The sequence below is a fragment of the Cognatundibacterium luofuense genome, assembly GCF_018139685.1.
GTDB lineage: Bacteria > Pseudomonadota > Gammaproteobacteria > Burkholderiales > Burkholderiaceae_D > Undibacterium > Undibacterium luofuense.
On record NZ_JAGSPN010000004.1, the window covers coordinates 81,160 to 95,221 of the forward strand.

Annotated in this window: 11 protein-coding genes; all 11 read left to right on the top strand. The window is 52.4% G+C overall.

All coding sequences use genetic code 11. The annotated features are described in order from the left end of the window. The first annotated feature begins 8 nt into the window (after window positions 1-8). The gene (locus KDM89_RS07175) at window positions 9-800 is read left to right on the top strand and encodes an SDR family NAD(P)-dependent oxidoreductase (RefSeq protein ID WP_212687268.1); all 792 of its coding nucleotides are present in this window, start codon (window positions 9-11) and stop codon (window positions 798-800) included. 100 nt (window positions 801-900) lie between these two features. After that, complete coding sequence (locus tag KDM89_RS07180; RefSeq protein ID WP_212687269.1) at window positions 901-1,395, top strand: MarR family winged helix-turn-helix transcriptional regulator; 495 nt, start codon at window positions 901-903, stop codon at window positions 1,393-1,395. A gap of 34 nt (window positions 1,396-1,429) precedes the next feature. Next, a complete protein-coding gene (locus KDM89_RS07185; protein ID WP_212687435.1) occupies window positions 1,430-2,284 on the top strand; it encodes an enoyl-CoA hydratase family protein in 855 nt (284 codons plus the stop codon). 1 nt (window position 2,285) lies between these two features. Beyond that, window positions 2,286-3,479 (top strand): acyl-CoA dehydrogenase family protein, encoded by a 1,194-nt coding sequence (locus tag KDM89_RS07190; RefSeq protein WP_212687270.1) that lies wholly within the window; start codon window positions 2,286-2,288, stop codon window positions 3,477-3,479. Continuing rightward, on the top strand, window positions 3,476-3,883 hold the full coding sequence (locus tag KDM89_RS07195) for a RidA family protein (RefSeq protein ID WP_212687271.1): 408 nt from the start codon (window positions 3,476-3,478) through the stop codon (window positions 3,881-3,883). Before KDM89_RS07190 ends, KDM89_RS07195 begins: the two co-directional genes overlap by 4 nt. Before the next feature lie 169 nt (window positions 3,884-4,052). Further along, window positions 4,053-5,228 (top strand): acyl-CoA dehydrogenase, encoded by a 1,176-nt coding sequence (locus tag KDM89_RS07200; RefSeq protein ID WP_212687272.1) that lies wholly within the window; start codon window positions 4,053-4,055, stop codon window positions 5,226-5,228. Window positions 5,229-5,744: 516 nt separating this feature from the next. Next, the gene (locus tag KDM89_RS07205) at window positions 5,745-7,442 is read left to right on the top strand and encodes a fatty acyl-AMP ligase (RefSeq protein WP_212687273.1); all 1,698 of its coding nucleotides are present in this window, start codon (window positions 5,745-5,747) and stop codon (window positions 7,440-7,442) included. After that, window positions 7,432-9,195 carry an acyl-CoA dehydrogenase family protein gene (locus KDM89_RS07210; protein WP_212687274.1) on the top strand — a complete coding sequence of 588 codons (1,764 nt, stop codon included), beginning with the start codon at window positions 7,432-7,434 and terminating at the stop codon, window positions 9,193-9,195. Before KDM89_RS07205 ends, KDM89_RS07210 begins: the two co-directional genes overlap by 11 nt. A gap of 24 nt (window positions 9,196-9,219) precedes the next feature. Next, window positions 9,220-9,501, top strand: coding sequence for an acyl carrier protein (locus KDM89_RS07215; protein ID WP_212687275.1), 282 nt, complete (start codon window positions 9,220-9,222; stop codon window positions 9,499-9,501). Continuing rightward, window positions 9,498-13,517 (top strand): non-ribosomal peptide synthetase, encoded by a 4,020-nt coding sequence (locus tag KDM89_RS07220; protein WP_212687276.1) that lies wholly within the window; start codon window positions 9,498-9,500, stop codon window positions 13,515-13,517. The genes KDM89_RS07215 and KDM89_RS07220 overlap by 4 nt, the downstream gene beginning before the upstream one ends. After that, entirely contained in the window at window positions 13,514-13,978 is a 465-nt protein-coding gene (locus KDM89_RS07225) for an SRPBCC family protein (protein ID WP_212687277.1), read from the top strand. The genes KDM89_RS07220 and KDM89_RS07225 overlap by 4 nt, the downstream gene beginning before the upstream one ends. Window positions 13,979-14,062: the final 84 nt, after the last annotated feature.

Below are 14,062 nucleotides of genomic sequence, written 5' to 3' on the forward strand. Positions count from 1 at the left end.
AATCAGGTATGACTACCAACGGAAATTTACACGGGCAGCATGCGTGGGTGACCGGCGGTGGTTCCGGCATCGGTTATGCAATTGCAGAAGCCCTGTTGCGTGACGGTGCAAAGGTCACCATCAGCGGTCGCCGCGGTGATGTGCTTGCATCTGCTGTTGAGCGCCTGAGTACGCTTCATAAAGGTGATATCGCCAGCGAAATTGCCGATGTGACTGATAGCGCTCAGGTGGTGTCAGCGGCGCAAAGCGCCAGACAACGCTTTGGTCAGATCAGCATTCTGATCAACAATGCCGGCAGCACGCACAGTGCAAAATTTACAGACACCACCCCGGCAGATTTCGAGGCGATGTATGCAGTGCATGTACTCGGTGCAGTGCATACGATGCAGGCGGTTCTGGGCGACATGCAGGAATTGCAGCAAGGCCACATCATCAATATTTGCAGTACAGCCGCGATCAAACCTTACAAAACGATTTCTGCTTACGGCGCAGCCAAACATGCGTTGCTGGGCCTGACCAGATCGGTTGCGCTGGAATATGCTTCGACCGGTATCACGGTGAATGCGGTTTGTCCCGGTTATACCGCGACCGTTATCGCAGAGCAGGCACTGGAAAACCTGATGCAGGCAAAGCAGCTGACGCGGAATCAGGCACAGGCAATTCTGGCCGCAGCCAATCCGCAGGGCAGGCTGATTCAGCCGGAGGAAGTTGCTGAGACCGTACGCTGGCTGTGCCAGCCGTCTCAGAAAACCCATACAGGACAAGTGTTTCCGGTATGCGGTGCAGAGTGGATAGGCTGATGCTTCCTGCAAAACAGGGGAGTATCCGATAAAATGGCACGATTGTCCGAATAAACATGCGGTGGTTGAAATATACCCCCGGGAGTATCTGGAACACAAAATGAATGCTCAAGAGCCCGAAATCAGGGATCTGGAAAGTCGCCTGACCGATGATCATCACCAGTCGCTGCGGTTATGGCTGCGTATGCTTTCATGCAGCATGATGATAGAACGCGAAATCCGCAGCCGGTTGCGTGAGCAATTCAGCATAACCTTGCCGCGCTTCGATCTGATGGCACAGTTGGAACGTTATCCCGAAGGATTGCGTATGGGCGAACTGTCGCGCCGTATGATGGTGACCGGCGGAAATGTCACTGGCATCACCGATCAGCTGGAAGCGGAAGGCCTGGTTGTGCGCGAAGCGGATTACCTGGATCGTCGCGTGTATACCGTGCGCCTGACCGAACAGGGGCGGGCCAGCTTTCATCGCATGGCAAAAGTGCATGAAGCCTGGGTCAAAGAGCTGATGTCCGGTGTTCCTGCAGAAGAAAAAGACCAGATGCAAAACATCCTGACACGCCTGAAAAGCCATTTGTCAGATGTTTCCCGTGATTAATAGCGGCGCGATCAGCGCTGAGAAAGCGAATGGCATGAATTACCTGCCCGGAACCCCCGCAATACTGCCCGGTCAGCAGACCGGAACAGCTCACCTGCAGTTACAGCATTCATTGTTAGAGATCAGCCACGGTGTTGCAACGGTGACGCTGAATCGCCCCGACCGCAAAAATCCACTGAGTTTTGATTCCTACACCGAATTGCGTGATTTCTTTCGCGCATTGTCTGATTGCAAATCAGTGCATGCCGTCGTGCTGACCGGTGCGGGAGGTAATTTCTGTTCCGGCGGCGACGTCCATGAAATTATTGGTCCGCTGACCACAATGGATATGCCTTCCTTGCTGGCTTTCACTCGTCTTACCGGCGATCTGGTCAAGGCGATACGCCATTGTCCGCAACCTGTCATCGCTGCAATCGACGGTATTTGTGTCGGTGCGGGCGCGATTCTGGCAATGGCATCGGATATCCGCTATGCAACGCCGAAGACAAAAACGGCTTTCCTGTTCAATAAAGTCGGACTTGCCGGTTGCGATATGGGAGCCTGTGCAATCCTGCCGCGGCTGATCGGTCAGGGACGTGCATCTGAATTATTGTTCAGTGGCCGTGTAATGTCGGCTGAAGAAGGCGAACGCTGGGGCTTTTACAATCGTCTGACAGAAAGCGATCAGGTGCTGGCAACTGCACAGCAATTTGCGGCGCAACTGGCATCGGGCCCGACCTTTGCAAACAGCATGACCAAAAAAATGCTGCATCAGGAATGGAATATGGGCGTTGACGAAGCGATTGAAGCAGAAGCGCAGGCGCAGGCAATCTGCATGATGACCAACGATTTTCATCGTGCCTATCATGCTTTTGTTGCGCGCAGCCAGCCGGAATTTGAAGGAAACTGAAATGAGTGCAGCATTACCGCAAGCCGTAGCCGAGCAAATGGAATGGCCGTTTTTCGATGATTTCCACCGCACATTCCTGCCTGAACTGGATCAATGGGCGCAGCAACATTTGCAGCTCGGGCATGAGGATGCTGATGTAATCTGCCGCGAACTGGTGCGCAGACTGGCGGATGGTGGCTGGTTGCGTTATGTGGTCGCTGGTACGGCGTATGGCGGTGCCAGCGAACATATCGACACCCGTATCCTGTGCTTGTTACGCGAAACCCTGGCCCGTTATCACGGCCTCGCAGATTTTGCGCTGGCGATGCAGGGACTGGGTTCCGGCGCGATTTCGCTGTTTGGTACGGAAGCGCAAAAAGCCCGCTATCTGCCGCGTGTGGTCAACGGCACGGCCATTGCCGCATTTGCGTTGTCGGAGCCTGAAGCAGGCTCTGATGTGGCAGCGATGCAATGCAGCGCGGTGACGGATGGCGATGAATATGTACTCAACGGTGAAAAGACCTGGATATCGAATGGCGGTATCGCGGATTTTTATGTGGTGTTTGCCAGAACCGGCGAAGCACCGGGTGCACGCGGCATTTCAGCATTTATCGTGGATGCGGATACGCCGGGACTGGAGATTGCCGAACGGATTGATGTGATGGCACCGCATCCGCTGGCCCGCCTGCGCTTTGTACAATGCCGTGTTCCTGTCAGTCAGCGCATCGGGGTTGCCGGGCAGGGGTTTAAGCTGGCGATGGCAACGCTGGATGTGTTCCGCACTTCCGTTGCTGCGGCTGCACTTGGCTTTGCCCGTGCGGCTCTGGATGCAGCATTGCAGCGTATGACGACGCGTAAGATGTTTCAGAGTTATCTGGCCGATTTTCAGCTCGCGCAGGCGCAACTGGCGGAGATGGTCACTGCAGCCGACAGTAATGGCTTGCTGATTTACCGCGCAGCGTGGCGGCGCGATCAGGGCATACCAGTCACAAAAGAAGCTGCAATGGCGAAGTGGCGTGCTACTGAAGATGCACAGAAAATCATTGATACAGCGTTGCAGATGCATGGCGGTGCCGGTGTGGTCAGTGGCGCACTGACAGAGCGCCTGTACCGCGAAATACGGGCTTTGCGCATCTACGAAGGTGCGAGCGAAGTTCAGCAAGTGATTATTGCCAGAGAAACGCTGAAGAACGTGCGGCAGGGTGAAAAAGTATGATTCAGAAAGTATTGCAGCCGGAAGGCTGGTCTCGTCCTTCAGGCTACGCAAATGGTATCGCCGCCAGCGGGAAAATGGTTTTTGTCAGCGGCATGATAGGCTGGGATCAGCAACAGCAACTGGTCAGCGATGATTTTGTGATGCAGGCGCGGCAAGCGCTGCTGAACATCGTGGCTGTGCTGGAAAGCGACGGCGCGCTGCCAGCGCATGTGGTCAGGCTGACCTGGTATGTGACAGATAAAGCGGAATATCTTGCGCAGCGCAAAGCACTCGGGCAAGCGTATCGTGAGATTTTCGGGATGCATTTTCCGGCAATGACGGCGGTGCAAGTTGCCGCATTGATGGAAGACGGAGCAAAGGTGGAAATCGAAGCGACAGCGGTGATTCCGCTCTGCAACGTCTGATCAGGAATGTTTACTCAGTACCGTTCAGCTTGCGTATACTAGCGCCTGCCGCAAGCATACCAGTTCGCGGGAAATGACCGGAGCGTGGAAATTACGATTCCCGATCCGGCACAAAACGAAGTAAGCGCTTCGTATAATCGTTTAAGAACAAATAAATCAGGAGATATTGATGGCAAAGCCGGTGTTTCAATGGGAAGACCCTCTGTTACTGTCCTCGCAACTGACCGAGGAAGAGCGCATGGTGCAGGATGCTGCGCGCGCGTATTGCGAAGAGCGTCTGATGCCACGTGTACTGGAGGCTTTCCGTCACGAAAAAACAGATCCGGCCATTTTCCGTGAAATGGGTGAGCTCGGTCTGCTGGGCCCGACCATTCCGGCTGAATACGGTGGCGCCGGTCTGAACTATGTCAGTTACGGCCTGATTGCGCGCGAAGTGGAACGCGTCGATTCCGGTTACCGCTCAATGATGAGTGTGCAAAGCTCGCTGGTAATGGTGCCGATTTTCGAATTCGGTACCGAAGCCCAAAAGCAAAAATACTTGCCTAAACTGGCAACCGGCGAATGGATAGGCTGTTTCGGCCTGACCGAACCTAATCACGGCTCAGATCCTGCCAGCATGGTCACCCGCGCGAAATCCGTGCCGGGCGGTTATTCGCTGAGTGGCGCCAAAATGTGGATTACCAACAGCCCGATCGCCGACGTGTTTGTCGTCTGGGCGAAAACCGATGACGGCAAAATCCGTGGCTTTATTCTGGAAAAAGGCTGGAAAGGCCTGACTGCACCGGCTATTCACGGCAAAGTAGGTCTGCGCGCATCGATTACCGGTGAAATTGTCATGGATGAAGTGTTTGTGCCGGAAGAAAACCTGATGCCGGGCGTGGAAGGCCTGAAAGGTCCGTTCACATGTCTGAATTCCGCCCGTTACGGTATCGCCTGGGGTGCGCTGGGTGCGGCGGAATACTGCTGGCATATGGCTCGTCAGTACACCATCGATCGTAAGCAGTTTGGCAAGCCACTGGCTGCGAATCAGCTGGTGCAGAAAAAACTGGCAGATATGCAAACGGAAATTACGCTGGCATTGCAAGGCTGTCTGCGCCTTGGTCGTATGAAAGATGAAGGTACCGCAGCGGTAGAAATCACCTCTATCATGAAGCGCAATTCCTGCGGTAAGTCGCTGGATATTGCCCGTGTTGCCCGCGATATGCTCGGTGGCAACGGCATTTCCGACGAGTTCGGCATTGCACGCCACATGGTTAATCTGGAAGTCGTGAACACCTATGAAGGTACGCATGATATTCATGCGCTGATTCTGGGACGTGCTCAGACTGGCATTGCAGCATTCTGATTCATTCCGTCAGTAGTCAAAAAACGGCAGGGTTTCCCTGCCGTTTTTTTTCGTCCCACGCTTATGAACATGTTGAAATTTCAAACGAGGCAATAAGTCACTCAGCAGAATGTCCTCAGAAACATTACAGGTGTTTAGGATAAGTTGCTTTGTCAGTAAGTTTCTATGCAATTCAATTCAATGCATGTAAAGCGATTGATTGTGAAAAAATGTAATTGATGAATGTAGCTTGTGTGGAATTAATTTAACTAAATTTATTAATAAAAAAATATTGCTAAATGTAAGCAGGTGGTATTTCCCCTGAATAACTATGCAATTTGGTTGTGCGATATGGATGTGAATCGTCTATCGCCCTCAAAATTAGAGTTGATATACTAAAAAATGAAAAAATTAAAAATTTAGTTAAGACGGAGGTGGTGGAGCGATCTCTGAACGCCGTCTTATAAGGGTTTACTTTATATGCGGAAATCAGGAAAATCTCCTTATAAAAACTGGCTCGAGTTATTGGAGAGCAGGGTGGACGAGTCACCGGATAATACGGCATTTGGTTTTATCGGCAATGTACTCGATGATGAAGTGCTGATCACCTATGCAGAGCTTGACCGGAAATCGCGCAGTATCGCCGCTAATTTGCAGCAAATGGCAAAAGCAGGTGATCGTGTTGTGCTGTTGTTTCAACCCGGTGCAGATTACATCTGTGCACTGATGTCCTGTTTTTATGCAGGAATGATTGCGGTACCAGTCTACGCGCCGCGAATGAATGCATCTTATGAGCGTGTATTGCAGGTAACACAAAGTGCAAACGCCTCTGTATTGATGTCTACCCGTCAGGTAGTATTGCAATTGCAGGATGCTGCATGGCAAGCGCTGATGCAATCAGGACTGAAAACGCTGGCAAGCGATGATGAGCATTTATTACCCGAAAGTGAGTGGAAGCGCCCTGAATTAAGGCCGGATTCGCTGGCAGTGCTCCAGTACACATCAGGATCAACCGGTGTTCCGAAGGGTGTCATGCTGACGCATGATCACCTGATCACGAACTCCCGGATGATTGCCAGAAATATGGCGTGCAACCGCGAGTCAGTCGGTGTGATCTGGTTGCCTCCTTATCATGACATGGGCCTGATTGGCGGTATTTTGCAGCCGATGTACACCGGATTTCCTGTGCATCTGATGTCACCTGCAACTTTTCTTCAGCGGCCGATGCGCTGGCTGGAAGCGATCACTAAATTCGGAGCAACCCACAGCGCCGGGCCGAATTTCGGCTACGAACACTGCGTGAAACGCGCACGCCCCGAAATTGTAGAAACCCTCGATCTGAGCACATGGCAGGTTGCCGGCAACGGTGCGGAGCCTGTGCGCGCAGAAACGCTCAGAGCCTTCTCAGAAACCTTTGCACCTGCCGGCTTTCGTTCAACAGCATTTATGCCTTGTTACGGTATGGCAGAAACCACGCTGTTCGTGACGGGGATGGCGTTTCAGGAAGGCGTTCATAGTATCGCCGTTTCGCGCACAGCATTGAGTCAGGGCTATATCAGTCAGCCTGTCAGTCCGGAAGACAGTACTGATCTGGTCAGTAGCGGAAGAGCGAATCCGGAAGTGCGCGTTGCGGTGGTGCATCCGGACTCCTTGCAGGTTTTGCCCGATGGTCAGGTCGGTGAAATATGGATTTCCGGCGCCACCGTCGCTGCCGGATACTGGGAGCGGCCGGAGGATACCCGCGATGCTTTCCATAATCATCTGGCAGGTGATGCGACACCGTGGTTACGCAGTGGCGACCTCGGCGTGATGCAGGAGCAGCATTTATACGTGACTGGCCGGATTAAAGATCTGATTATTTTGCGGGGACAGAATCATTATCCGCACGATCTGGAAAAAACGGTGAACGGACTTCATCCGGCTATTCGTGCACAAGGCGTGGCTGCATTTTCGGCGGATCTTGCAGATGCCGAACAACTGGTAATGGTCGTGGAAATTGATCGCAAATACCGCGAAGGGCAGGATTTTCTGAAAGCCATTATTCGCGATGCCATTTCTAAACACCATCAATTACAAATTGATCAGCTGGTGCTCGTCGCTGCAGGCGAAATCTCAAAAACTTCCAGCGGAAAAATTCAGCGTCTGCAAACCAGAAAACGCTGGCAGGCCGGGGAGCTTGCATTACTGGAGGAAAATCTGAGTCAGATGCAGACAGGAGCGCGTAATGATGCATGATCAGTATCAGTTAGCAGCACAACTGGATCAGCAATTCGGTGATCCGGCATTGAGCAGCAATTTGTTCTCACGCGCGACTGCGATGAAGCTGGATGAAGCCGATGCTTTTCCGGAAGCTGAAGTAAGCCGCTTACACAATTTGGGTTTGCATCAGGTCTATGTGCCTGAACAGCTGGGCGGACGCTTTGTATCTGCAGAAGCCTTTGTTGCACTCGGTCGTGTGCTTGCACGCCGGAATATGTCGGTAGCCGTCAGTTACAGCACGATGCTGTGGACCATGCTTGCCTGGATAGGTGGTAACCATGAGCAAAAACAGAAAATTGCCAAATGGGTGCTGGAGACAGGCGAGTTTCCATGTCTGGCGTATTCTGAAAAAACGCATGGCGCAGATCTGATTGCGAATGAACTGACAGCCGAGCCGCAGGCAGATGGCTCATACCAGCTGAACGGTGAAAAATGGCCGATAAACCGTGCAACCCGTTCCGGATTTTTAGTCCTGCTGGCTAAGGTGAAGAAAGACCAAAGCCTGCGAAATCATTCCTTATTTATTGTTAATAAACGCGAACTGGATTGTCGTCAGTACTACCATCTTCCACGGGTGAAAACACATGGTTTGCGTGGCTGCGATATCAGCGGCGTTGGTTTTAAGAACGCCCGCATGCCTGAATCCGCGAGAATAGGGCAGGAGGGGCACGGTCTGGAGCTGGCCCTGAAAGGGTTTCAGATTACCCGTACATTCTGTACCGCGCTTTCGCTTGGGGTCGGAGATTCCGCACTGAGGCTGGTGATGCAGTTTGCACTGGAGCGGCAATTGTATAACGGCCGTATGAGCGAATTGCCGCATACCCGCGAAACGCTGGCGAATGCTTACCTTTCCCAGTTACTGGCTGAAACGGTTTCTGTGATTTCCGCGCGTGGTTTGCACTTATTCCCGAGGCAATTCTCATCCTGGTCCAGCGTCGCCAAGGTGCAATGTACTTATCTGGTTGATTTCGCCTGCCAGAAACTCGCGTCGTTGCTGGGGGCACGCTATTTCATGCGCGAAGAGCATTGCGACGGAATATTCCAAAAGTTTCTGCGCGATGGCGCAATCGTTTCTGTATTTGATGGCAGCAGCATCATTTGTCTCGACAGTCTGGCTACGCTTCTGCCGGGAATTGCAAAGAGCCGTGCGTTAAACGCCGGAAAAATTTCAGACGACGAAATCCGCTGCTTATTTGATTTGCAGGCTGCGTTGCCACCGTTCCCGTTTGATAGTTTTGAGTTACACGGGCGTGGGCGGGATGCTGTTGCGGAGTGTCTTCCCCAACTCATTTCGGTGCTTCAGACAGAAAGCACCGGACGTCCGCAATGTGTTACGACCAAAAAGATTATTACCCATGCGCAAAAACTGCTGCAGCGCCTGGAGCAGCTCGAAGCGGAAATACTCAGCACCGAAGTTGTGCGGGGTGAGCGCAACTCACCGCAACAGTTTGCTTTTGCCGAACGTTACTGTGCGATCCACTCTTGTATCTGCGCACTCGGATTCTGGATCTGTAACCGTGGACGCCTGAATGATTTTGCTAATGACGGTGTCTGGTTGCTGGCGATTCTGGAACGTGGTGGTGTGCCTGACTTTCATACCGGAGGTTTGCAAACTGCCCATACGGAGCTGCTGTTCGGGCAACTTCTTCATCAGTACAAGCAATCGCACATGTTTTCACTGATTCCGTGGCAGTTGGCCAGGGACGGACAAACAGAACAAATCAGTTAATTATTTATTTTCGGGAATGATGTTATGCAAGCAGGAACAGATAAACAGGCACTGACAGAATTAATCAGCAATCTGCTCGCTAAAGAGCTGAGACTGAATCTTTCGGAAATTCGCGCAGATGAAGCACTGACTTCCTATGGTCTGGATTCGATCGCTGCACTGACGATTGCAGGCGAACTGGAAGAGGCTTTTCATATTGAACTGCCATCGACCCTGTTGTGGGATTGCCCGACAATTGATGCGCTCGCTGCGCATCTCGAAGGTATGCTGGCCGGAAAAGTGCAGGGTGAAGGCTTGACCGCATGAATGAGGATACAAAGCTGCAAACCAACCGTGATTTCGCGCAGGCAGAGAATACGGCTGAAAAAAGAATTCCGCTTGCTTTTGAGCAGCGCGGTCTGTGGTTTATTCAAAATATCGCCCCGGATTGTGGTGCATATAATCTGATTTTCAGTATTCAGATCGATGGTCAACACGTATCCGGCGCAAGCGTTACGACATTCTTACATCAGCTGGCGTCAGATTTTCCTGTATTGCGCTGTGCCATGCCTGCCGATCAGGAAGGCCCGTGCATGCAATTGTATGAAACCATTCAGCCTGTCGTGCTCGAACACGATGTTTCAGGTCTGGATGAGACCGCATTGCGTGAACATGCCCGCGCATTGTCTTCTGCACCATTCAGTCTGGCACAGACTCCTTTGTGGCGCGTACACCTGTTGCGTCGTGATTCGGATTCCTGCCTGCTGGTTCTGGCAGTACACCATGCATTGCTGGATTTCTGGTCCTTAGGCTTGTTGCTGCAGGAAACAGCTTCCAGACTGGGTCTTGCCAGCTCCGGCAATCTGTACCCTGATGGAAATGGCTATCTGAATTATGCAAAGGCGCAGGAAGCCATGATTGCTGCACCTGAAAAGCAATCTTCCTGGATCAAATACTGGCATACTCAGCTGAACGGCGTTCCTCCGGTACATGATCTGGTGACTGATTTCCCGCGACCTGCAGTTCAGGTGTACCGGGGCAAGTCTTTACCATTCATGCTGGACCGCGATGTCAGCGATGGCATCCGTAAGCTTGCTCAAAAGCATGCGGCAACGCCATTCATGGTGATGCTGTCAGTATTTTTCTTCACCCTTCAGCGTTTTTCCGGCAGCGAAGATTTTGTCGTTGCGTCGCCGGTTGCAGGCCGCACAGAGCGTGCACAACGTGCCATGCTGGGGCATTTCGTCAACACTTTGCCATTACGTGCCAGCTTTTCTGCGGATATGACGTTTGCCGATTTGCTGGCACAGGTCAGAAAACATGTGATTGATGGACTGCGCTATCAGCAATGCCCGTTCAACTGGCTGGTCGAAGAACTCGCACCCCAGCGTGATCCGAGCTACACACCGCTGGCACAGATTGGTTTTTCGTGGGAACGCTTGCCTTTGCTGGCAGAGTTTGCCGACTTCTTTCTTGCTCAGCCTGCAGACGTATGCATTGAGCACGGTGAATTCCGGCTCAGTCCTTTTTATGTGCCGCAACAGGAAGGGCAGCAGGAAATTCTGCTGGAAATGGGAGGCGAGAAAGATCAGTGTTTTGCCGGAACATTCAAATACAACGACCTCTTATTCAGTCAAGAATTCGCCGGAGAATTTACCGCCCGCCTGCAGGAAATCGCATCTGCTGTTGTGCGCAATGACTCGCTGACTTCGCGTATCGCCGCATCTGCTTCGGATACCGGCAGTATGTCGCGTCTGAGTGGCCCCGAAAGAAAAATACCGGATCTGACCCTGTTGCAATTGATTGCTGAACAGTGTGTCCGCACACCTGAAAGCATAGCGCTGCGCGATCAGGCTGTTGCATTGAATTACAGTGATATGTGGCAGCAGGCAGTTTTATTCCGCAATCAAATCGTTGCCGCAGGTACGGCTCCCGGCGCAATGATTGGCTTGTGTTTGCAGCGCGGAGTGACTACCGTTACCAGCATCCTTGGTTGCTGGCTGGCCGGGTGCGCGTATGTTCCACTGGAACCGTCATTTCCGGCGGAACGTCTGACGGCAATTGCCGAAGAGGCCGGACTCGCACTTATCATTACCGATGTTTCGCAACATCTGTTGTCTGCTGGCGGTGTTCCGGTACTTCTGACCGAAGACATACTCAGCGCCACTTCAGATCCAGCTTTGCTGATCTCAGAAAGCAATTCGTCAGCACAGCAGCAAACGGCTTACATTCTGTTCACTTCCGGCTCTACCGGAAAGCCGAAAGGTGTCGAAGTCGGTCACCGCTCTTTGCTGAATTTTATGCTGGGAATGCAGGCGCTGTTTCCAATGTCAGCACAAGATCGTTTGCTGGCAGTGACCACAACCGCGTTTGATATTTCTTTACTCGAATTATTTCTTCCGCTGACTCAGGGTGCGAGTGTACGCATTACAGACCGGGACACGGCTGCACAACCTGCACTGTTGATGGCGATTCTGGAACAGGAGCCAGTTACGCTGATGCAGGCCACACCGGCAACATGGCGCATGCTGACAGATGCCGGCTGGCAGGGGAAAAGTGATATGCGCATCCTCAGCGGTGGCGATGCACTGGACGCAAGTCTGGCGAGCTTATTGCTAGCAAGGGGAAAGGAAGTCTGGAATCTTTACGGGCCGACAGAAACAACGGTCTGGTCATCTGCTGCACGGGTTACGGATAGCAATATCACGATAGGTCAGCCTGTGCTGAACACCGTGATGCTGATTCTTGATCAGGATGGCGTACCTGTTCCGCGCGGAGTTCCCGGGGAACTCTGGATTGGCGGAGAAGGGCTGGCTAAAGCTTACAGAAACATGCCGGAACTGACGGCGGATCGTTTCCGCATTATTCCGGGTCTGGAATCTGAAGGGCGTTTATACAAAACCGGTGACCGTGCCCGCATACGCTTTGACGGCCAGCCTGAGCATCTGGGGCGGCTCGATTTTCAGGTCAAGCTGCGTGGCTACAGAATAGAAACCGGAGAGATTGAACATGTTCTGGGTCGCCTGTACCCCGGGCGCAATGCATTTGTCATTGTCCGGGAAGATAAACCGCGTGATCTGCGATTGGTGGCGTATCTGACAGGGGAAGCTATTCCCGCTGAAAGTATCAGCACGGCTTTGCGTGCGGTTCTTCCCGGTTACATGATTCCATCAGCTTATGTGTTTATGCCTTCATTCCCGCTGACGATCAGCGGGAAGATTAACCGGCATGCTTTGCCTGCACCGCAGGTAACAGTTGCAGCAGGTAATTTTGCTGAACCACGTGATGCGACAGAAATTCAGCTTGCACGGATTTTCGCGGAATGTCTTGGCCTCGCGGAGGTCGGTATTCATGACGACTTTTTTGCAATGGGCGGGCATTCTTTGCTGGCTGTACGACTGGTTGCCAGCATCAAAGAAACTTTCGGTGCAGAAATTGCCGTGGGTAACCTGATTCAGTTTTCGACGGTCGCTGCGCTGGCTGCGTATATCCGCGGAGAAAACAGCGTCACCAAAGGCAGCGTGATTACCCTGCGTCCGGGCACACAGGTGCAGCCCGTATGGATGTTCCATCCTATCGGCGGCAATGTGTTTTGCTATCTCGAACTGAACCGGCATCTGAATGCAGCCCGCCCTGTGATTGCGTTTCAGTCACCTGGTCTGGAACAGACAGGAGAGGCTGATGTCACCGTGGAAGACATGGCTGCGCGGTATTTGCGGGATTTGCGCGCAACTCAGGCGCATGGACCGTATTTGCTGGGCGGCTGGTGTTTTGGCGGAGTTATCGCCTATGAAGCAGCCCGTCAGTTACGGGCTGCGGGAGAGCAGGTCAGAGGTATTTTCCTGATCGATTCCCGTGCACCGGTTCCTGCCAATGTTCCTTCTGATGCCGATGACGCGACTTTACTATCGTGGTTTGCCAGAGATCTGGCGGCGCCTTTCAATAAAACACTGACGATCTCACCGGAAACCCTGCGCCAGCTCGAGCCGGACCAGATGTTCACATATGTCCTGAATTGCGCGAAAGAAATCGCTGTGCTGCCGGTTGATGCGGATGCGGAGCAGTTGCAACGCTATTTTGAGGTCTACATCGGGAACGGGATCGCCTTGCAGACTTACTTCCCGGATGGTGAAGAGATTCCCGCATTACTGATCAAAGCACAGGATGAAAAAGAAGATTTCGGCCCTGATCTCGGATGGTCGGAACTGATCAGTACATCGCTGACGCAGATTGATTTACCCGGCGATCACAATTCCATCATGTACGCGCCGCAGGCAAAAGCAGTCGCCGCAGAGATCGAGCGTTTTTATCCTAATGCAGCAATGGAAGGTTTTTTAGTATGAGCAGTACAGAGAAAGCGATGCAGCGTCAGCTGATCGAAGCGGAAACAAACTACGTGCTGAAAGCACCTTGCAGCCGTGTGTTTGCGTATTTGTCGAATCCGGCAAATGACAAAATATGGCAAGGCTCTTGTGTCGATGCACAGTTACATGCACCACAGCCGGCAGCGGGTGCGGAATACAGTATCAAGTTCAGTTTTCTGGGCCGCAAAATGGACTTTCGCGCGCGTATTCTGGAAGTGCAGCCGGAAAGTTCCTATGCATTTGAAGTGCTGGACGGCCCGTTTTATTACAAAGGGCAATATCGCTTCGAGGCAGACGGTCAGCATACCCGTATCCACTGGCATTTCGCCGCTGAACCCGGAAAATTTTTCGGCATTCTGCCTGCGTCGATCTTACGAAAAGTACTGGTCAGCCAGATCGAAAAAGACTTCATCACGCTGGACCGCTTACTTGCCGCATAACTTCCGGCAATCAGCAGTACGGTACGGAATCTGAGGTAAGCATCAGCGTAAAAAGATACTGTGCCACATCGGCACAATTCGCTG